Raw genomic sequence first — 20,130 nt, forward strand, 5'->3', positions numbered from 1 at the left:
GCGCGCCGGGGGGCATGACCGGTGTGATCGGGAGGCGGGCCTGGGATGGGGGGTGGCCGTCACGGGGGGTTGGCTGCCATCCGGCAGGCGCCCGTGGCGGCGCCGCCTGCGACGCCGGCCTGGGTCAGGGCGTTCACGCAGCCCCGTAGGTCGTTGTGGACGCCTTGGGTGCACGCCGCTGTGACGGCGTCCGTGACGCCGACGCCTGCCTGCTGGACCATGTTCGTGCAGGCGGGGATGTCCGCCTGGGCGGTGGGAGCGGTGAGGGCCGCCCCGCCCAGGACGAGGGTCACACCGGTCAGGAGACCACAGCAACGGGAGACAGTACGGGCCGACATGCGCATGAAAAGCACCTGCTCTGCGGGGTGTGTCGGGGGAATACGCGGATTCGAGCGCGCCGAGCGGCAGACACGGGCCGGTACAGGCAGTTAAGCCTGATCCCTGGCCTTCGTCGGCTCAGCGGGACCGTCCCTCCTGTCTCCGACGCTAGAACAGCCCGCCGCCGCCCGCACGTTGGCCCAGCGGCGAAAGCCCCACCCGCCCCTCCTGGGGGTGAGGGTCAGCCCCCTTCTCGCTGCGCCAGCAGCAGCGCCAGCACCAGCACCGACTCCGAGCTGTGCCGCACTCCAGTCGACGAGGTGGCCGGTGTACCACCGTCGGCCCAGATCCGTGTCAGCCGCCCGAAGCGGTCCCTGGCCGCCGACAGCAGAATGCGTGCGGCGTCCCGGTCGGTGGTCGACGCCGGCGTGACCAGCACGGTCAGCAGGAGACCGAGCGTGGCGGTGAGCAGGTGCCGCTTGCGCTCTGCCCCCGGTACTCCGTCCGTCATTAACCTGCCGGCCCGCATCAGCTCCGCGTCCACGGCAAGGACTACGACAACGGCTCCTACGACCGCCTCGCCGCCCCCCCGGCACCGGTCGTACTCTGCAAACCCTCCCGCTGACCTCGCTGGCTCGACCTGCACCTACGACAACCGGAGCATGCTCATCTGCTAGGGCATGGGCGCCGCGTCCTACGTTGTCTACGGCCTGCCCCTCCACCGGCAAGGTGGCGTGGCAGCTTCCGGACAAGCAAGCCGACCGTATCGCTCCCAAGATCACCACGGCCTGGCACGGCCGTGTCTACGGCACAACCGACAACGGTGCGGTCCTCGACGCCCGCACGGGCATGGACTTGCCAAGCCCGCGGGTCGTGCCGCTCCTCGTCGACGAATCGGCGGGCATCGTCCTGGGTGACTCCAGCCTGCTCGCCTACTAGGGGCTGACCAACGAGGTGAGTTGTCGGTGGGTTATGAGGCAGCAGGCGAGTTAGAGGAATGCGTCATGTATGTCGGCCCGGCGCTCCGACCGGATGCGCAGGCGCCGGACGCCTACCGTGACCAGGTCCGCGAGCGAGGCATCGTGCCGGCGATCGCCCGCCGCGGTACCCGGCACGGCACCGGGCGCGGTACTGCTGTCCGGCGAAAACCGCAACGACGGTACTCAGCTGCTGCCGCTGCTCGACGCCCATCCCGCCCGTCCGTGGCCGCCTCGGACGGCCGCGCCGCAGGCCGGCTCGCTGTTCGCTGCCGGGTCTCTAGCGGGGTGAGGTAGTCCCAGACGGGATGCCTCCGCAGGTCTCATGAGCCGCGGGCTCGTTGGAGGGACGACGAGCAGGAGCAGGCCGCCGCCGCCACGGAGTAAGTGCACGTCACACGACTGGCCCCCTGCTGTGGCGCGGACGGTCCCGCGCATCGAGCGTGGTCTGGGCGGGGCCACGACGGCCCCGGCCGAGCTCAGAGAACGGATCCTCATGCCCGTCACCGTGAAAGACCACCGGGTACCCCACAAGTCCACCGTCCCCGCGAATAGGGGCGAGGACGTCGAACTCTTCGTGCGGGAGCGCGACGGCACGCCCCCCGGCCACCTCGACGAGCGCACGGCCGTCCTGATGCTCCACGGCCGGAGCGTTCCGGTGCTCGCGGGCTTTGATCTCGATTTCAAGTCGTACAGCTGGGCCGATGCGCTGGCGAAGGCCGGTTACGACGTCTTCATGATGGACCTCCAGGGCTCGGGGCTGTCGCCGCGGCCGAAGATGGACGACCCTCGCAACGTCAACCCCGCCCAGCAGAACCTTCTGAAGCCGAGACCTCCAGGTTTCACGCCGGGCCCGCCGAACTATCCGTTCCAGCTGACCAACTCGAACAGCGACCGGGACGAGCTGAACACCGTCGTGGAGTGGATCATCCGTGAGCGCGGGGTCAAGAAGGTGGCCTTCATCGGCTGGTCCGCGGCCGCGTTCACGATGGGGCCGTACGCGGTGAAGAACCCGGGCAAGGTGTCGAGCCTGTTCCTGCTGGCGCCGATCTTCCCGCCCGAGGGCACGTCGAACGCCCCCGACCCGCTGCCGCAGCCCGGCTTCCCGATGTTCCTGAGCACGAAAGACGGAACCTGGAACGGGTGGAGCAACGAGGTGCACTGCGAGGGCCAGCGCGAAGAAGAGATGCGCGACAAGGTGTGGAACGCAATCATGAAAAGCGATCCGGTGGGCAGCACGTGGGGGCCGGACGGGGAGGGGCGCAGTCGCATCAGGAACTTCGTCCGGTGGGGCTGGAACAAGACCACCGCGGCGCAGGCCGGCGTCCTCGGCGGCAGCGTGCCGGTCCTCATCGCGTACGGGGAGCACGACAGGCAGGTGAACACGTCGAGCGAAGATCCGGAATTCAACTTCTCGGTCCACGCGCTCTACAACGCCATCGCCGGCGACCACAAGCTGATGGTCAAGCTGGACTGCGCCGCGCATTCGGTGGTGTGGGAGATGCAACACAAGAACGTGCACAACCTCTCGATGCACTGGCTCAAGCACCTGAAGGTCGACGGCAAGACCCAGGGCATCTTCGACATGAACACCAACGGCGACATCAGCCCGGCTCCGTAGAACAGCCGAGCCCTCGACGGCGAACCGTGGGGGCCCAGGGTCCGAACGTCAGCCTTGCGCCGTCGTCAGGGCCGCCACAGGCACCGGCGAGGTGGAGTCCGCCGTCGGCGCGCTTTCGCTCGAACGGCGGGCACGGCATTGTCCGCGGTGGTGACGTCGTCGGGGTGGTCCGGGTGCAGACGTGGGGCGGTGTGTTTGGCCTGGCTGATGGGCTGGGTCGTGGTGGCTTCGGGTTCCTGGTGGGTGTGGGTGGTCTGGTGGGTGCTCAGTGCGCTGATGGCGTGCGGGTGGGCGGGTTGGCCGACGTGGGTGTCAGTGAGGGGTGGGTGTACAGGAGGTACGGCTGGAGTGTGTCGTCCACCGCCACAGGCGGCCCGGGGGCCGGCTCCTCCTCGGCGTGGTTCTCAGGGCGGCGGCGGGCGGCGTCTGCCCGGCTCGCGTCGTGGGATTGGTGTCAGGCCATGGTGGGCAGCCGGCCCTTGGGGTCGCGTGGGGGATCGTCCGGCTGGAGGCGGGCCGCTTGGAGCAGTGCCTTCTGTACGGCGTCCTCGGTGGCCGTGAAGTCGGCTTCGCGGCGGACGCCGATGGCCAGGACATGGGGGTGAGGCTGCGCAGCGGTGCCTCGTCCATGGGCGGGTGCACTGCGTGGCGGTGGGTGGCTCGGGCAGGAACGGGGGCAGCTCCGGCCACTGGTGGATCGGTTCCCCGGCCGGCCCCCGGCGCGGCCGACAGCTGCCCGGCCGGTTTCCAGGGCGTGCTCATGGCTGTCGACGTCGATCACCGTCCAGCCGGCGATGAGGTCTTTGGTCTCGGTGAACGGGCCGTCGGTGACCGGTGGGCGCCTCTCACCGTGGTAGCGCACCCACGTCCCCTTCGGCGCGAGCGCCTGGCCGTCGATGAACTCACCGCTCTGCTGCAGCCGGGCCGCGAAGTTGCGCATGTACGGCACGTGCGCCGAGACCTCCCTCGGGTGTCCACTGCTCCATGGGCACGCAGTTGCTTCGAGCCGGCGCGCCGCGGTGGTGCTTCAGCAGCAGGTACTTGGCCGTCGTGATTTTCCTCGGTGCCGGGGCGGCCCATGGTGATCGCCCTCGCCCCGGGGACGGAGCCGCTCACACATTCTCGACACCGCCGCCCCAACGTGTTTCGGCTCTCCCACCCCCCAGCCCCTCCCGCGCTCGCCCGCCCCCCAGCCCCTCCCGCGCTCGCCCGCCCCCCAGCCCCTCCCGCGCTCGCTCGCCCCCGGACGACGGACACGCGGAAGACGGAAGACGGAAGGCAGGAGGGAAATGAGGGGGAAGAGGGAAAGACCGGCACCCCGCCCGGACGCGGGGTCCCGACGAGGTCACCGCACACACGAAGCCGCACCCCGCAGAGATCGCCTCCGCGGGGTGCCGCCTTCCTTCCTGCTGTCAGTTCCCACTGTCAGCCCTGGGTGCCGCCCTGGGTGTTGCCGTTCCCATTGCCCTGGGTGCCGCCCTGGGTGTTGCCGTTCCCGCCGCCCTGGGTGCCGCCCTGGGTGTTGCCGTTGCCGCCACCTTGGGTGCCGCCCTGGGTGTTGCCGTTCCCGCCGCCCTGCGTGCCGCCCTGGGTGTTGCCGCGGCCGCCACCCTGGGTGCCTCCCTGGGTGTTGCCGTTCCCATTGCCCTGGGTGCCTCCCTGGGTGTTGCCGTTCCCGCCGCCCTGGGTGCCTCCCTGGGTGTTGCCGCGGCCGTTGCCCTGGGTGCCGCCCTGGGTGTTGCCGTTCCCGCCGCCCTGGGTGCCTCCCTGGGTGTTGCCGCGGCCGTTGCCCTGGGTGCCGCCCTGGGTGTTCCCATTGCCGCCGCCCTGGGTGCCGCCCTGGGTGTTGCCGTTCCCGTTGCCCTGGGTGCCGCCCTGGGTGTTGCCGTTCCCGTTGCCCTGGGTGCCTCCCTGGGTGTTGCCGCGGCCGTTGCCCTGGGTGCCGCCCTGGGTGTTGCCGCCCTTCTTGGACATGTTGTGCTGATAGTGATGCTGGCTGGAGGCGTGTGAGGCCGCGTGGTGGTTCATCGGTGCGGCCTCGGCGCTCGCCATACCGAGGCCTCCGGCGGCCAGAGCGGCGATGCAGGAAATACCGGCGATGCGGGCAGCTATGTAACGTCGAGAGTTGTACATGAGAAAACCTCTTGCTTCTGAGTTTTGGGTGGATGCGAGTTCCTGGTGGGTGAACTTGCGTAATTTCATTTCAGCCGCTGCGGTGGCTGCCGTGGGTCCCCCGGTCGGGGGACCGGACGGCTGACGTGCCCGTCGGCTCGTCGGCGGAGAAGGGCACCCACCCGGCCGGGGACGGCAGGTCACCGGCCCGGGACCTCACCGGCCCGAGGCGTCGCCGGCCCGGGAGATCACCGGCCCGAGGCGTCGCCGGCCCGAGGCGTCGCCGGCCCGAGGCGTCGCCGGCCCGAGGCGTCGCCGGGCCGGGACGTCACCGGTCCAAGGGCGTCGCCGGGCCGGGACGTCACCGGTCCAAGGGCGTCGCCGGCCCGGGAGATCACCGGTCCAAGGGCGTCGCCGGCCCGGGGCGTCGCCGGCCCGGGGCGTCGCCGGCCGGGGTGCTGCTGCAGCTCGCATACCGGCGCCGCGCCCGGCGGCGCCGGTAGGGCCACGCCGCTTCCTTGTGCCCGGCCCGCGTGTTGCCTCCCCTGCCGCGGCTGCCGGGGCGTGGATAACGGCGGGGCCCCCGGGCGGTGGTGAGGGGGACGTCGCATGTCCCGCTCACCGGCCCCGGGGGCCCCGCTGGTCACGGCAGCGGGGCTGTGGTGACCTCGCCCGCTAGTGACCTCGGCGTTATGACCTCAGTGCGTCGTCGGCCATCTTGAACGAGTTCGCGATGAGTCTGTCCGTCGCTTCGTCGATGGCCATCTCCAGCGAGCTGGAGATCAGTTTCTGTGTTGCCTCGTCGATGCCCTTGATGGCGCCGGTCGTGCCGCCCTGGGTGTTGTTGGTGCCGCTCTGCGTGCCGCCTTGGGTGTCGTTGTCGCCGGCGCCCTGGGTCGCGCCCTGGGTGTTGTTGGTGCCGCCCTGTGTGCCGCCCAGGGTGTTACGGGTGCCGTCGTTCTGCGTGCCGCCCTGGGTGTTGTTGGTGCCGCCCTGGGCGCCGCCCTGTGCGTTGTGCGTGCCGGACTGGGTGCCGCCCTGGATGTTGTTGGTGCCGCCCACCGTGCCGCCCTGGGTGTTGTTGGTCCCGCCGAGCTGGGTGCCGCCCTGGACGTTGTCGGCGCCGCCCTGGGCGCCGCCCTGGATGTTGTGTTCACCGCCCTGCGCGGCGCTTTGCGTGTTGCCGGTACCGCCCTGGGTGTTGCCGTTGCCGCCCTGCGTGCCGCCCCTGCCGTTGCCGACGACCTGGACGTTGGTGCTGTTGCCGTCCCCGTGGTTGACGACGTCACCGACAAACCCGCCGTTATTAACGATAATAGTATATTTGGCGGGGGGTTCGGGGTCGTATCGGGATTCCGCGGAAGCCTGGCTCGCTGTCGCGCCCGTCAGTGCCATGGCAGCGGCAATAGACAGGGTTGTGTAGATGCCTACGCGTTTCACGGCAGCCCTTTCGTGCGGTAGATAGCAGATACGAATTTCCTGCCGGACCAAAGTGTCGTAAATCATCACTCCATCACCAGAGCGACACGGGCATGTCACCCGTACAGAGGGCGCACCGCCTCCACCGCGGCCGCCGGAAAAGAAGCCGAATCCGAAGCCGAACCTGAAGCTGAAGCCGAAGCGTGCGGGGGAGTCCGGGTCCGGGCCGGACGGGGCGTGCCCGGGCATGTCTGCCGCAGTCCGCCCGGCCGCGCGCCGCGTTCAACACCGTCCGGGCGCGTGCCGGGCAGGGGCCCGCGCCGGTCACGCCGGGCACCGTGACGGCCCCCGGCCGGCACCCGGCACGGCACGCCCCGGCCCGGTTCCCGCACCGGCCCCCCGGCCCGGTTCCCCCGGCATCGGCTTCCCCCGGCACCAGCCCCCCGGCCCGGTTCCCCCGGCATCGGCTTCCCCCGGCACCAGCCCCCCGGCCCGCTTCCTCCGGCACCGGCCCCTCCGGCACCGGCCCCTCCGGCACCGGCTTCCTCCGGCACCGGCCCCCTGGTGCTATGACCGCTCGTGGATCTCGGGTGAGGGCATATCCGGTGCTGACGGCGTCCGCGGTCAGGAACGCGGCCGTAGGTGACACTGTCGCGAACGTGTTTGTCCGCTGCTCCCGAGTGTCCTGGTCTTTGAGCCGCTTGAGACGGAGGCCGGCATACCGGAGACGGCTGTAAACAAAGCCGTGCGGCAGAAGCAGGGTGACCGCCCGCCGGTATCCGCGGTGCCGTGACTTTCCCTTCCTGAATCCGGCAGGAAAGCGGGGGCCAGGATATCGGCTGTCGGGCTTTCCGCGGCCCGTAAACTACCGGAGCGGCACCGAACCACTTCCGTTGCCGCCGCCCCACCCGCGGCCCCATTTTTCTCCGTCCCCTCCCATGAACACTTCCGCCCGGGGGGCAACACCGACCCGGGCCGGACAGCCGGCCGGAACGCAACCCCACCCACCCAGCCGGACAGCAGCCCGGACGCGAAACACCGGGCCGGGCAGTAGCCGGCCCCTTGCCTTGTGTCCGGGCAGGCAGGGCCGGCCCGTACCGGCCGTGGCACGGTCACCGGCCGGTGGCCGGTGGGCGCCCGTGCCTTCAGAGCCGGTGCGTCACCTTCAGAGCCGGTGCGTGTGCTGGGGCCGTTCCTTCTTCCCGGGCGGCGGGGCCGGTTTCCCGGGGGCCCGGGCCGGCCGGCGACGGGCGGCAAGGCACGCCGGTAGCGCCACGGCGGCGCCGATGTACAGCAGCGCCGGGTAGCCCAGGGCACGCATGATCTGCCCGCCCGCCGCGCCGGCCAGGGACAGGCCCACGAACAGCGCGCTGTTGTTCCACGACAACATGGCGGTCGCCCGCTCGGGGAACAGGTCGAGCAGGTGGCGCTGCTGGGCGGGGAAGAAGGCGTAGGCGGCCGACGCGAACAGGGCCAGCGCGCAGGCCAGCGCCCAGGTGACGGGGAACGCCAGGGCCACGACGGCTTCCAGCACGGCCGTCAGCGCCAGTGCCGACCGGGTGATGCGTACGGGATCGGCCCGGTCGGCGAACCGGCCGCCTACCTGCCCGCCGACGACGGCGCCGATGCCGTAGACGACCAGCAGCCACGTCACGGTGGTGGCCCTGCCGTCGGCGTGCAGCGCGAGAGCCAGGAAGGTGTACAGGCTGTACACGCAAAAGGCCCACAGGGCCGTCACCGCGACGGCGGACACCGCGACCCCCGTACCCGGCCGCCCGGCCCGCTGCACCGCCCCCGACGCCCCTGGTGGTCCCGGCACCCCCGAGGGTCCCGGCACTCCCGGTGGTCCCGGCACTTTCGGCGCCTCCGGTACTCCCGAGGGGCCCGGCACTTTCGGCGTCTTTGGTGCTCCCGCCGCCCCTGGTGTTCCCGGTGCCTCCGGTGTTCCCGGCGGCCCGGTTGCTCCCGGTGGCCTGGCGGGCGCCGGGGCGGGGCGGGTACGCCAGATGAACGCGTGCGGGAACGCCAGCAGGAACGTGCCCGCCGCCAGGATGACGAAGGCGGCCTGCCAGCCCACGTACCGCCCCAGCAGCGACCCGGCCGGCGCGCCCACCCACAGGGCGGTCAGCAGCCCCGAGCCCACCACGGCCAGTACCTGCGCCCGGGCCTGGGGCCGCGCACGGGTGCTGACCAGGGCGTACACGGTGGGACCGGTCGCGGCGGCCGCGAGGCCGGCCACCACGCGGGCCGCCAGCAGTACGCCGAAACCGGGCGCCGCAGCGGTGGCGACGTTGGCCGCGGAGAACAGCACCAGAGCGGCCACCAGGACCGTGGCGCGCTCCCACCGGTCGCAGATCCAGCCGGCGACGGGCGAAGCCACCACGTAGGCGATCGAGAAGGCGGTGACCAGCAGGCCGGTGCCGGCTGCGGAGACGGCGAACGACGCGGCGATATGGGGCAGCAGCGGTGCCACCACGAAGAGGTCGGTTCCCACCAGGAACTGCGTCAGCCAGGCCAGCGCAACCGGCCCGGCGGACAGGCCGGGCACGGTGTCTTCGGCCGGCTCACCGCGAGGCGAGTGCATGGTTCGACGCTAGGGCCCGCACAGGGCGGCGGCCATCGCAGACACGCACATCCAGGACACGCCGCGGGATCGCCCCGCGCCGCGGGATCGCCCTGCGCCGTGGGATCGTCCCGCGCCGTGGGATCGTCCCGCGCCGTGGGGACGCCGCCGCCCGGCGGGCGGAGCGGCCCGTCCTGTGGTGTATCCCCTGGCCGCCCGCACGATGCGGCACACCTTCAACACCCGTCCGCCACCCACACGTCCGGCGTGTGCCCGGCCCGTCCGGCGTGTGCTCCCGTCCGGCGTGTGCCTGGCCCGTCCGGCGTGTGCTCCCGTCCGGCGTGTGCCTGGCCCGTCCGGGGTGTGCTTGGCCCGTCCGGGGTGTGCCCGGTACGGCCGCCCGCCAGGGCCGTCCGGCCCGTCATGTCCTTACGTGCCGGGAGGGCGGAAGGAGACCTGCCGGCGGGTGGCCTCGTCGATCTCGTCGACGGTGAGCAGGGCGGTGGCCCGGGTGCGCAGCGCGCCGCTGGCCTTGACGCTGAGGCTGACGGCGGCCATGGAGACGGGATCGGGGAAGTCGAGGATGCACACGAGGTCGTCCTCACCGAAGGCGAAGTACATCGCCTCGACCGTCCCGCCGAGTCCGGCGACGACCTGGTCGACGGCGGCTCGGCGGCCGCTGGCGCCTTCGGCGAGCAGACCTTTGGTGCCCTCGGCCGTGTAGGTGGCCTGGATGAGGAACTTCGGCATGGGGGTGCTCCCTGCCCGTGACGTGGCCGGTATCCAGAAGGGGTTCTTCCGCCATCACGCCCGCCGCCACTCACCTCACGGCCGGAATTCACCCGTGGGAAGCCGAACCGGACGAGGCCCGCTATCGAGCGCACCCGGCGCCGCCGTACGACCAATCCACCCGCCGTACGACCAATCCACCCGCCGTACGACCAAACCGCCCGCGGTATGGCCATCCATCCGCGGTACGACCCATCCGCTCCGGCCGATGGCACCGCCCGCTTTTGCGGCGCCGGGATCGCGAGGCGGGTTTTGGGGGGTCGGGGTCGCGAGGCGGTTTTGAGGGGTTGGGATCGCGAGGCGGTTTTGAGGGGTTGGGATCGCGAGGCGGGCCGAGGCGGCGGAGGCGTGAACTGGACCAGGGTTTCGGCCCGGGAGTGGATCTTGTGCCGTGTCCGGTGCCTGCCTAGCCTCGCAGTCCACGTGATCAACAGGCTCACACCGACGGGATGCAGCACATGATCGTGATCGCCCATCTCAGCGACACTCATATCGACACCGGGCCGCGCAGCACCGAACGCACCCGGGCTGTCATGCGCTATCTGGAGGAGCTGCCCTACGACCTCCACTCGATCGTGGTCACCGGGGATGTCACCGACCACGGTCTGCCGGCCGAGTACGAGCAGGCGCGCCTGCTGTTCAGCTCCCGGCATCCGGTGATGTTCTGTCCCGGTAACCACGACAGGCGTGCGGCCTTTAGCCGTCACCTGCTGGCGCGGGAGGGTTCGGGGGAGCCCGTCAACCAGGTGTATCGCAGCGCCGGCGCGGTGATCGCCCTGTGTGACTCGTCCGTGCCGGGCAAGGACGAGGGCTTCCTCGCGGACGAAACCCTGGCGTGGCTGGAGGAGGTGCTGGCACAGACCTCGCCGCGCACGCCCGTACTGGTCGGCTTCCACCACCCGCCGGTAGACCTGCACGTTCCGTTCATCGACGGTATCCGCCAGTTCGGCACGCAGCGGCTCGCCGCCCTCGCCGACCGCCATCGCAACATCGTGGCGTTCCTGTGCGGTCACGCCCACACGGCCGCAGCGACCGTCTTCGCCGGACGCCCGCTGCTGGTGGCCCCCGCAGTCGTCTCCACCCTCCGGCTTCCCTGGGAACACCCCGGCGTCCCCCAGGACCACGTCCACCTGGACCAGCCGCCCGCACTGGCCTTCCACGTCCTGCACGAAGGCCGGTTGACCACGCACTACCGCCCCGTCGGCGTGTGACCGCGTACTGCCGTCCCGGTCTGCGTGTGTCCGCGCACGGTCGCCCCGTCGGTGGGTGATCACGTGCTGCCCGTCGCGTCGGTGTGTGACCGCGCCGTCGACGGCGTCGGGCGCCCGGTAGCGTGGCCGGGGAAAGCCGGCCCCTTCGCCGCACAGTCCAGACTTTTGGAGCGCACGTTGGCCGTGGACGACGTCCTTTCACCGCCCGGTGCCCACCGTGCCGCCGCGGCTGTGGGTGCGAGCGTGGCGCAGGTCTCATGACGTCGGATCGGGGAAGGTTCATCCGGCAGATCCGTCTGGTTCCCGGCGCCGGGGAGGACCGGTATCCGTTCAACCTGCCGGCGGTGAGGCATCTCGCCCGTTCGGGTGGGCTGAGTGTGCCGGCGGGCGTGACGTTCCTCGTGGGTGAGAACGGTGCGGGCAAGTCGACGCTGATCGAGGCGGTCGCGGTGGCCGCGGGTTTCAATCCGGAGGGCGGCAGCCGGAACTTCCGTTTCTCCACCCGCGCCACCGAGTCCGTGCTGGGCGACCATCTGGTCCTGACGCGGGGGCTGCACAAGCCCCGCACGGATTTCTTCCTGCGGGCGGAGTCCTACTACAACGTGGCCAGCGAGATCGAAAGACTCCACGCGGCCGGGGGACGGCCCCTGATGCCGGCTTACGGCGGGGTGTCCGCGCATGAACGCTCGCACGGGGAATCGTTTCTCGACCTGGCCATCCACCGTTTCGGTCCCGCGGGCCTGTACCTGCTGGACGAGCCGGAGGCGGCCCTGTCGGTGCAGAGCTGCCTGGCTCTGCTGGCCCGCATGCACGAACTGGTCGGGCAGGGCAGCCAGTTCCTGATCGCCACCCACTCGCCGGTCCTCCTCGCGCTGCCCGGCGCGACCATCATGGAGATCTCCGGCGAAGGCGTCCTGGAGCAGGTCGACTTCGACCAGGCCCTCCCGGTGCGCCTGACCCGCGCGTTCCTGGCGTCACCGGGCCGGTTCCTGAGAGATCTCCTGGACACCGGCGACAACGGCGAGCCGCCCGGCGGCCGGCGCTGAGGACCTCGGGCGCCGCTTCCCCAGCGACGCCTGACGCCGGTGCTGTGGTATCCCGCCGCCTGTCCCAGGGGGGTGAAGGCCGCTCACGGCCGCCGCCCCCGGCACAAGCGGTGACCTCTTCGACGGCGAGCGGCTGATCGGTCAGTTCCCGCCGGCGGTCTGGTCGGGCCCGTGCCGCCGCTCGAACCTGGCACGCGCCGCGTCATGGGCGTCGCGCAGCAACCGCACGAGTGTCGCGTGTGTTTTCTCACCGGGGTTGACGACACAGATCCAGCCGAGCGGACCGTAGAGGGGGTGCGGCAGCACGCTGTCGGGAGCCGTATGGTCGCGGGGGCGGCTGAGGCTGCGCGGCTCTTCCCCGGTGAGCTCGACGAACACCGCCCGACCGACATGGATGTTCACACGCCAGCGGCCCGGAGGATCCAGGTCGCAGGCAGTGTCGCCGGGGTGGTTGCGGGTGGTGATCGTCCCGTAGGGCTGGACGTTCGCCGGTACCTGTCCGGCAGGGGCGTAGTAGAAGAACGCATCCCCCCACGCCGGCTGCGCGCAGCCGTCTGCCGGCTGCGGGCGGACCACCAGCACGCTGTCGAAGCCGCGCACGGCCGCGATGACCTGTTCCATACTCATGGTTCAAGCATCACCTTCAAGTGCTGATGGGGGGTTGGTGATGCAGGAGCAGGAGCAGGAGCAGGAGCAGGAGCAGGGGAGCGGGCCGCAGGGGAGCGGGCCGCAGCGGGCACCGCTGCGAACCGCCGACGTCGCCAGAAAGTCGGGGTACTCGCCGCAGCAGGTCCGCGACCTGGAGCGGCTGGGAGTCATCCCTGCGGCCGCCCGGTCGGGCAACGGCTACCGCTCCTACGCGCCGATCCACATCCAGGCCCTTGGCGCCTACCGGGCGGTCGCCGAAGCCATCGGGCCCGCCGCGGCCCGGTTGATGCTCGCCGAGCTGCGCGAGGCGACGATCACCCAGGCGGCCTCGGCCGTCAGCGCCCTCCACGTCCAGCTCGCCCGGGAACGTCAGGAGGCTCTGCACGCCCAGCAGGCACTGCGCGCGATCCAGGCCGAAGCCGACGCCCACCCGGCCGACGTGGAACACCACAGCGACGCGATGACGATCACGCAGCTCGCCGGGGCCCTCGGTGTGCGCTCCTCGACCCTGCGGTTCTGGGAGCAGGAGCGCCTGCTCGCCCCGCAACGAGTGACGTCACTACGCGCACGCCGCTACGACCTGTCAGCCATCGCACAGGCCCGCATCGTCACCGCCCTGCGCAACGCCGGATACGGCATTCCCGCCGTACGCGAGATCATGAACTCCCTGCACCGCACGGACGGCCTGGAAGCAACCCAGCACCTGGTGCAGCAACGCCTCGAGAAGATCGCCGCACGCACCGTGTCGCTGCTCCGGGCCGGCGCGGACCTGGCAGCCGTCGTCACCTGGGCCCGTCGGCCCTCAGCGGCCGGCAACTGACCCAAGCGCACCGGCCCAAGACCCCCGACCTCCCGGCCGTCCCCGACCGCCGCCCGTCCCGCCCGTCCCGGCCGCGCGCCCGTCCGGCCGTCCCGGCCGCTGCTCGTCCGGCGGCCCGTGTCGGATGCTTCCGTTTCCCGGTGCGGTCACGTCGGCCCAAGGTGCCGCAGCAGCGTTCGGCAGCCGACAGCCGACAGCCGACAGCCGACAGCCGGCAGCCGACAGCCGACAGCCGACAGCCGGCAGCCGACAGCCGACAGCCGACAGCCGGCAACCGACAGCCGACAGCCGACAGCCGACAGCCGGCAACCGACAGCCGACAGCCGACAGCCGACAGTCGGCAACCGACAGCCGACAGCCGACAGTCGGCAACCGACAGCCGACAGCCGGCAACCGACAGCCGGCAACCGACAGCCGGAAACCGGGAGTCGGCAGCCGACAGTCGGGAACCGGCAGCCAGCGGGCAGCGGGCAGCGGGCAGCGGGCAGCGGGCAGTCAGCGGGCAGCGGGCCTCGGCCGGCCCGCACTGCCTATGGCCTGCGGCCTGCGGGCGGACGGCGGGGGTGTGTCGTTCAGCTGGTGGTGGTTTCGATGAAGTCGAGCAGGTCCTGGTTGAGTTGACCGGCGTGGGTCATGAAGAGCCCGTGTCCGGCTCGGGGGTACTCCTTGTAGACGGCGTCCGGTAGCAGTTTCGCCAGCCGCCGCCCGCACAGATCGACGGGAGCGGAGGCGTCGGCGTCGCCGTGCACGATCAGGACCGGCATGTGGAGTGTGCCGGTCTCCTCGCGCAGATCGGTGCAGCACCCTGTTCTGATCACCTCCACGGCCGCCTTGGCCGAGCAGTCCAGGCACCGCTGCACCGTCCACTGCACACGTTCGGCGGAGACGTTGTTGCCCAGATGGGTGGCGAAGAAGGCCTGTGCGTTGTGAGCCATCCACCTGGGGCGGTCGGCTGTCTGCTCGGCCAGCAGGGCGTCGAAGGCGCTCTGGTCGATGCCCTCGGGGTTGTCCGGTGTCCGGATCATCAACGGTGCCGTGACCGAGATCAGCACCACCCGGCTCACCCGGCCGTGGCCGTGCCGGGACAGGTAGCGGATCACCTCCCCGCCGCCCATCGAGTGCGCCACCAGGGTCACCTCACGCAGGTCGAGATGATCGAGCAGCGCCGCGAGATCATCGGCGAGGGTGTCGTAGTCGAAGCCGTGACCGACCCAGTCCGAGCGGCCGTGGCCCCGCTTGTCGAAGGCGATGCAGCGCAGTCCCGCTTCGGACAGCGGGAGCATCTGACACTCCCACGCACTGCTGCTGAGCCAGGCACCGGCCACGAACACCACCGGCTTTCCCCGGCCCCAGTCGGTGTAGAAGAGGCTTGTGCCGCCGGAGCCTTCGAAGTACGGCATGGTGAGCGAGTCCTTTCCCCGTCGGTGGTGATACCGCTGCGTCTGCCGTCGACTCTCCTGCACTGCGCACACCGCGTCGATTACGCCGCAGGTAACGAGCCGGGTGATCACCGCGACGCCGTGACGATGTGCCGGGCAGCAGCTGGGGAGGGCAGGCGGAGAGTGCGGCCGGCCCGGGCAGCGAGCCGGCCGCACACGGTCTGCGAGCCCCCGCCCCCGGCCGCGGCGTCTGCGTCATGACACCGATCACCGCCGGCAGTCGCGCGACAGACAGCCAGCCAGCCGGCCGGCCAGCCAGCCAGCCGGCCAGTCAGTCAGTCAGTCGGCCCGAGGGCCGCCCGCCCGCCCGTCCGCCCGTCCGCCCGCCGCCCGGGCAGGGCCGGGCCGGGCCGGTTTCTTGCCTCGGGGGAGAGGGGATCAGCCGCAGTTGGTGCCGTACTTGCCGAAGTACACCCCGTTGATGTCACCCCACCAGTCCACGCAGGAACCGGCGGCCTTGACGTAGACCGGGCCGACGTAGGAACGCAGCTCGCCGCCGTCGCTGTCGTCGAAGATCTCGCCGCCGCTGCGCCGGATGAACAGCTCCATGGAGACCGGGTCGCCCGCGACGTGCCGGACGGCGACCGCACAGTTCTTGCCGGTGGCGGAGTTGTAGGTGAGGTAGGCGGTGCCGATGTCGCCGACCGGTGCGGAGTTGACGACCCTGTAGCCGGTGCCGCAGGCACCGTTGTAAGCCGCTGCCGCTGCCGCTGCCGTGGCAGCGGGCGCCGCCGACGCCTGCGGTGCGAGCGCGATGAAGGCGAGCGCACTCGCACCGACGGCCACCGCACCCTGCAGCACACGCTTCCTTGCTGACATTGCTCTCCCCGTTTCCCTCAGCTCCGGTGCGGCGTCCCCGACCGGCTCATCGACCGCGGGCCTGATGCCTGCGTTCACCCAGTACGACCGGCCGCGAGCCCCGCCCGTTGTAGGCACTCGGGCAACAACCGCGTGCCGCATGTCATCGCACCGCAACAGCGCGGTGAACGCAGGGGGGCGAGGCCGCCGGCCGTCGCCGACCCGGGCCCGTGCCCCGCAGCCGACCCGCATCCGTGAAGCGGCCCTGCCCGGTCCCGGCCCGCGTCCGTGAAGCGGCCTTGCTCGGTCCCGGCCCGCGTCCGTGAAGCGGCCCCCCGGGGGGGGCTTGGCGGGTGCGTGGGGATCGGCGGCGTTCAGTGCGTAAGCACCCAGTCCGGCGTCCAGGTGCCGCTGGCGTCGTGGCCGGCCGCTGTGGCGGCGAGGTGGGCGCGCAGTGTGGCCAGCGCCGGGTGGGGGTTGTCGCGGTGGAAGAGCAGCGAGTGCGGGTAGACGGGTGTCGGGTCGGTCACCGGGATGCGGCGCAGGTCATGGCCGGCGGGCCAGACGAGGCGGGTCTGTCCGCCCATGAAGGTGGCCAGGGCCGGGGTGTCGGCGACGGTGTCCAGGAGCGCGTCGGAGCCGAAGTTGGGGCCGGTCGCCTCGATGGTGAGGCCGAACTCGGCGACGAGGTCGTCGTAGTAGGCGGCCCATTCGGTGCCGGGGACGATGCCGGGCATCCAGATCCGGTGCCCGGCGAGCTGGGCGACGCTCACCGACCGGGCGCCTGCCAGCGCGTGGCCGGGGCCGGTGAGGAGTTCGAGCGGCTCGTCGAGGACCCGGACGGAGTCGATGTCCTCGGCAAGGGGCCGGCCGGGCGCGGCGACGGCGCGGAAGGAGGCGTCGATCTCACCGGAGCGGATGGCGGCGACGGCCGTCTCGATGTCGAAGAGCATCAGCACGTCGAGGTCGATCTCGGGATACGCGCGGTGGAAGCCGCGCATCAGGCCCGACGCCGCGCCGCGGGAGGCGATCACGTCGACGCGCAGCGGACGGCGGCCGGTGCGCACCGACGCCACCGCCCGCTCGGCGACGCGCAGCAGCTCGCGCGCGTGGGGCAGGAACGCCTGCCCGTCGATGGTGAGCTCGGCGCCGCGCGGGGTGCGGGTGAACAGCCGCACCCCCAGGGCGCGCTCGAGCGCGGCGATGCGTTTGGAGACGGCCTGCTGGGTGACGGCCAGCTCGGCGGCGGCCTGCTGGAACTGACCCGCATCCGCGGCGGCGACGAACGTCCGGACGGTGTCGAGGTCCATGCCCACACCCTACGGCCACAACCATAGGTTGTGACCGGCGACCCTGCGGTTGTTTGATCCCAGGGTGGGGTGCTCGCTTTGATGCTGACCGATCACGGATCGGTTGTGCGGATGAGTGGCGAGGGGCGGCGGGAATGAGAAGCGGGCACCGGCCGGGGCGACTGCCCGGGCACCGGCTGGGACGGCCGTCCGGGCACCGGCCGGGGCGGCCGTTCCGGCACCGGCTGGGGCGGCCGTTCGGGCACCGGCCGGGGCGGCCGTCCGGGCACCGGCTGGGGCGGCCGTTCGGGTGGCTGTGGGCGGCGTACGGGACCAGCGCGCTGGGTACCTGGCTCGCCTTCGGGGCGTTCCCGCTGATCGCCATCCGGGTGCTGCACGCCGGACCGGCCGAGGTCGCCGCGCTCTCCTCGGTGGGTGCTGCGGTGGGCGCGGCCGTGGCGGTGCCGCTCGGCCCGCTCGTGGAGTTCCGCCGCAAGCGGCCGGTACTGATCGCGATGGACCTGCTGCGGTTCGCGGCGCTGCTGACGGTCCCCGCCGCGTTCGCGCTCGGCGTGCTCACCTTCGTTCAGCTCCTGCTCGTCTCGGTCCTGGTCGCGGCGGCCGACATCACCTTCCGCGCCGCCTCAGGCGCCTACCTCAAGACGCTGCTGCCGGCCGGGGACCTGCTCCTTGCCAACGCCCGGCTGGAGTCCACCACCTGGACGAGCACGATCATCGGCCCGCCGCTGGGCGGCGCGGCGATCGGGCTCCTCGGCCCGGTGGCGACGGTGGCGGCCGACGCGGTCAGCTACCTGCTCTGCGCCCTGGGCATCGGCGCGACGGGCGGCCACGAGCCGCCGCCCGCACGCCGGCAGGCCACGCGTATGCGGGCCGGGGACCTCCTCGACGGCTGGCGCTACATCCTCGCCGACGCGACACTGCGTCCGCTGTTCTTCAACACCGCCGCGTTCAACTCCCTGGTGATGGCCGCCGACCCGCTGCTGGCCGTCCTGATGCTCGGCCGGCTCGGGTTCGCGCCGTGGCAGTACGGCCTCGCCTTCGCCGCGCCCTCGGTCGGCGGGCTGCTCGGCGCGCGGCTGGCCCGGCGGCTGGTCACCCGGTACGGACAGCACCGGGTCCTCCTCGTGGCCGGGACCCTGCGGGCCCTGTGGCCCGTCGGCCTGGCCTTCGTCCGGCCGGGCACCGCGGGGCTGCTGCTGGTGGCGGGCGTCGAACTCGGCCTCATCTTCTGCTGCGGGCTCTTCAACCCCGTCAGCGCCACCTACCGCCTCCAGCGCACCGCACCCGAGCGCACCGCCCGCACACTGTCCGCCTGGGCGGTGACGACCAAGGCATCCACCGCGCTCCTGACGGCCCTGTGGGGCGTGCTGGGCGTCCTGCTCGGCCCGCGCACGGCCATCACCCTGGCCGGCGTGCTCGTGCTGGCCACCCCGCTGCTGCTCCCGCACCGCCCCGCACCGCTTCTTCCCGGGCCGCAACCGGCCCCCAGCCGCACCTGACATGCCGTCAGGCACCGCCGCCGGGCCGCTTCTTCTCCCCGCCTCGGCCCCGGACAACGGCCGGGCGGGGCGGGCCGGCTCACCTGCCCTGCAGGAAGAACCGGGCGGGGACGAACGTCTCGTGACCGGTGGGGAAACGGACCCGCACCCCCGGCCTGGTCCACGTGGTGGACTCGGTGCCCAGGGCCCCCAGGTCCGCATCGACGTCCACCCGGTGCCCGTAGGACAGGCCGGGATCCGGGCCGATCACCATCCGGTACGCGTGCCGCCCGGACAGGGTGTGTTCGTGCACCAGCCCCAGAGGAGTGCGGCGAGCGGTCGTCGTAGAGGACCGGCGAGGGCGCGGCGCTGCGGTACGTCACCTCGGTCAGCGGCCACCACAGCGCAGCCGGCACCCCGACGGCCGACACGGCACCCACGACGGCACCCACAGGAACACGGCGGTCCGTGCCCTGAGCCGGGCCGGCCGCGCGGCGTGGCCGATCCGGCCGGCGGCGAACGAGTCGATGGCGCTTCTCCCGGGCGGTGGTCGCTCCGCACCCCACGGCCCCGGCCGGGCTCTGCGGCAAGGACGCGCAAACCCGCCCGCTCGGTCGCGGGACCGGGCGCCTGCCCCCGCGGCCGGTGCCGGCGACGGCGCCCGCGACGGGGACCCGCCCGTGACCGTGCCACGGACCCTGGGGCATACTGACGCCTCACCATTTCAACAAAACGTTGAAGGAGGGGGAGTTGGCAGCCAGCTTCAAGACAGTCACCGAGGTGGGAGTAACTCACCTTGCCCAAGCACGGGCCCTGGGACACGCCTTCCAGGAAGCGATCGCGCCCGCCACCGTCAACTACGACTTCGGCCACATCCGCGATGCCGCCGCCCTGCTTCCCGACAGCGACATCGTCAACATGGTCCGCGGCTGGGGACTCCAGGAGGAAGCACCGATCGTGGTGATGGCGCTCTCCCTCAAGGAGGCGGTCCGCCAGGCGCTCCCGCCCCAGGCCGCTCAGGCGTCGTTCTGGGACACCATCGAGCGTGAACTCGTCGATGCCTTCACCGCGCTGGCGGCCAAGGAGGGCGAACCGGGGCTCGCCTACTACGAGGAGGAAGCGGACCGCACGAGCTACTACCGCGACCTGTTCTTCGCCCTCCAGGACGAGGAAGCCGGCGCCTACCTGTACGCCATCGCCTTCTGCGCCGACGTCACCGTCGGCCTCGCCAAGTCCCGCGTGGCACACCTGAACCCCACCGACACCGCACCGTTCGCGGTCCGGCTCAACGCGATCGTCGTCCGCCAGACACTCACGAACGCCGCCTGACCCTGCGCGGGCATCCGCCCGCCGCTCCCTCACGGACCGCCCCGCCCACGCGCCCGGCGCAGCCCGGTGCACCTCTCCGGGACCGCCCCGCCCACGCGTCCGGGATCGCCCCGCCCACGCATCCGGGTGACCGCCCGGTGCACCTCTCCGGGACCGCCCCGCCCACGCGTCCGGGACCGCCCGGTGCACGTTTCCGGGACCGCCCCGTCCACGCGTCCGGGACCGCCCGGTGCACGTCTCCGGGACCGCCCC

The 20,130-nt window shown here is 71.9% G+C and carries 18 protein-coding genes and 2 pseudogenes; 8 read left to right on the plus strand and 12 right to left on the minus strand.

Features of this window, described 5'->3' with window-relative positions:
• Positions 1–59: 59 nt before the first annotated feature.
• On the minus strand, positions 60–338 hold the full coding sequence (locus ACIGYR_RS17020) for a hypothetical protein (RefSeq protein WP_399600047.1): 279 nt from the start codon (positions 336–338) through the stop codon (positions 60–62).
• A 221-nt stretch (positions 339–559) separates the two neighbouring features.
• On the minus strand, positions 560–862 hold the full coding sequence (locus tag ACIGYR_RS17025; protein ID WP_399600049.1) for a transposase: 303 nt from the start codon (positions 860–862) through the stop codon (positions 560–562).
• Positions 863–1,047: 185 nt separating this feature from the next.
• Between ACIGYR_RS17025 and ACIGYR_RS17030 the strand changes: the two genes are divergently transcribed.
• The 3 genes and pseudogenes from ACIGYR_RS17030 to ACIGYR_RS17040 all read left to right on the plus strand — a co-directional run bounded on the left by ACIGYR_RS17030 (position 1,048) and on the right by ACIGYR_RS17040 (position 2,916).
• Complete coding sequence (locus tag ACIGYR_RS17030) at positions 1,048–1,257, plus strand: hypothetical protein (RefSeq protein ID WP_399600051.1); 210 nt, start codon at positions 1,048–1,050, stop codon at positions 1,255–1,257.
• Between the two features lie 180 nt (positions 1,258–1,437).
• A pseudogene (locus ACIGYR_RS17035) lies at positions 1,438–1,552 on the plus strand (IS5/IS1182 family transposase); the annotation flags it as partial.
• A 320-nt stretch (positions 1,553–1,872) separates the two neighbouring features.
• Positions 1,873–2,916 (plus strand): alpha/beta fold hydrolase, encoded by a 1,044-nt coding sequence (locus ACIGYR_RS17040; protein WP_399600253.1) that lies wholly within the window; start codon positions 1,873–1,875, stop codon positions 2,914–2,916.
• A gap of 641 nt (positions 2,917–3,557) precedes the next feature.
• On the opposite strand, the pseudogene ACIGYR_RS17045 reads toward ACIGYR_RS17040, so the two are convergent.
• The 5 genes and pseudogenes from ACIGYR_RS17045 to ACIGYR_RS17065 form a co-directional block, all read right to left on the minus strand.
• Positions 3,558–3,971: pseudogene (locus ACIGYR_RS17045) on the minus strand (YciI family protein); the annotation flags it as partial.
• Between the two features lie 370 nt (positions 3,972–4,341).
• Positions 4,342–5,049: a hypothetical protein gene (locus ACIGYR_RS17050; protein WP_399600054.1), complete on the minus strand. Its 708-nt coding sequence runs from the start codon at positions 5,047–5,049 to the stop codon at positions 4,342–4,344.
• A gap of 669 nt (positions 5,050–5,718) precedes the next feature.
• The gene (locus tag ACIGYR_RS17055) at positions 5,719–6,423 is read right to left on the minus strand and encodes a hypothetical protein (protein WP_399600055.1); all 705 of its coding nucleotides are present in this window, start codon (positions 6,421–6,423) and stop codon (positions 5,719–5,721) included.
• Positions 6,424–7,612: 1,189 nt separating this feature from the next.
• The gene (locus ACIGYR_RS17060) at positions 7,613–9,031 is read right to left on the minus strand and encodes an MFS transporter (RefSeq protein WP_399600058.1); all 1,419 of its coding nucleotides are present in this window, start codon (positions 9,029–9,031) and stop codon (positions 7,613–7,615) included.
• Between the two features lie 408 nt (positions 9,032–9,439).
• The gene (locus ACIGYR_RS17065) at positions 9,440–9,760 is read right to left on the minus strand and encodes a GYD domain-containing protein (RefSeq protein ID WP_399600060.1); all 321 of its coding nucleotides are present in this window, start codon (positions 9,758–9,760) and stop codon (positions 9,440–9,442) included.
• Positions 9,761–10,257: 497 nt separating this feature from the next.
• On the opposite strand from ACIGYR_RS17065, the gene ACIGYR_RS17070 reads away from it, so the two are divergent.
• Entirely contained in the window at positions 10,258–11,010 is a 753-nt protein-coding gene (locus ACIGYR_RS17070; protein WP_399600255.1) for a metallophosphoesterase, read from the plus strand.
• Between the two features lie 389 nt (positions 11,011–11,399).
• Positions 11,400–12,056: an AAA family ATPase gene (locus ACIGYR_RS17075; protein ID WP_399600063.1), complete on the plus strand. Its 657-nt coding sequence runs from the start codon at positions 11,400–11,402 to the stop codon at positions 12,054–12,056.
• A gap of 141 nt (positions 12,057–12,197) precedes the next feature.
• Here ACIGYR_RS17075 and ACIGYR_RS17080 read toward each other — a convergent pair whose 3' ends face one another.
• Positions 12,198–12,677: a DUF6194 family protein gene (locus ACIGYR_RS17080; protein ID WP_399600065.1), complete on the minus strand. Its 480-nt coding sequence runs from the start codon at positions 12,675–12,677 to the stop codon at positions 12,198–12,200.
• 46 nt (positions 12,678–12,723) lie between these two features.
• Here ACIGYR_RS17080 and ACIGYR_RS17085 point away from each other — a divergent pair, with 46 nt between their 5' ends.
• Positions 12,724–13,524: a MerR family transcriptional regulator gene (locus ACIGYR_RS17085; protein WP_399600067.1), complete on the plus strand. Its 801-nt coding sequence runs from the start codon at positions 12,724–12,726 to the stop codon at positions 13,522–13,524.
• A 572-nt stretch (positions 13,525–14,096) separates the two neighbouring features.
• On the opposite strand, the gene ACIGYR_RS17090 is transcribed toward ACIGYR_RS17085, so the two are convergent.
• The 3 genes from ACIGYR_RS17090 to ACIGYR_RS17100 all read right to left on the minus strand — a co-directional run bounded on the left by ACIGYR_RS17090 (position 14,097) and on the right by ACIGYR_RS17100 (position 17,071).
• Positions 14,097–14,924 (minus strand): alpha/beta fold hydrolase, encoded by an 828-nt coding sequence (locus ACIGYR_RS17090; protein WP_399600070.1) that lies wholly within the window; start codon positions 14,922–14,924, stop codon positions 14,097–14,099.
• A 417-nt stretch (positions 14,925–15,341) separates the two neighbouring features.
• Entirely contained in the window at positions 15,342–15,782 is a 441-nt protein-coding gene (locus tag ACIGYR_RS17095) for a spore-associated protein A (protein WP_399600072.1), read from the minus strand.
• A 353-nt stretch (positions 15,783–16,135) separates the two neighbouring features.
• Complete coding sequence (locus ACIGYR_RS17100) at positions 16,136–17,071, minus strand: LysR family transcriptional regulator (protein ID WP_399600074.1); 936 nt, start codon at positions 17,069–17,071, stop codon at positions 16,136–16,138.
• 134 nt (positions 17,072–17,205) lie between these two features.
• On the opposite strand from ACIGYR_RS17100, the gene ACIGYR_RS17105 reads away from it, so the two are divergent.
• A complete protein-coding gene (locus ACIGYR_RS17105; RefSeq protein WP_399600076.1) occupies positions 17,206–18,570 on the plus strand; it encodes an MFS transporter in 1,365 nt (454 codons plus the stop codon).
• A gap of 79 nt (positions 18,571–18,649) precedes the next feature.
• Here the strand turns inward: ACIGYR_RS17105 and ACIGYR_RS17110 are convergent, their stop codons facing one another.
• Positions 18,650–18,862, minus strand: a complete 213-nt coding sequence (locus ACIGYR_RS17110) for a hypothetical protein (protein WP_399600079.1) — start codon at positions 18,860–18,862, stop codon at positions 18,650–18,652.
• Between the two features lie 422 nt (positions 18,863–19,284).
• On the opposite strand from ACIGYR_RS17110, the gene ACIGYR_RS17115 reads away from it, so the two are divergent.
• Entirely contained in the window at positions 19,285–19,878 is a 594-nt protein-coding gene (locus ACIGYR_RS17115) for a Type-2Aa cytolytic delta-endotoxin (RefSeq protein WP_399600081.1), read from the plus strand.
• Positions 19,879–20,130 lie beyond the last annotated feature (252 nt).

Source organism: Streptomyces sp. NPDC053076 (assembly GCF_044546845.1).
In the GTDB taxonomy this organism is placed as follows: Bacteria; Actinomycetota; Actinomycetes; order Streptomycetales; family Streptomycetaceae; genus Streptomyces.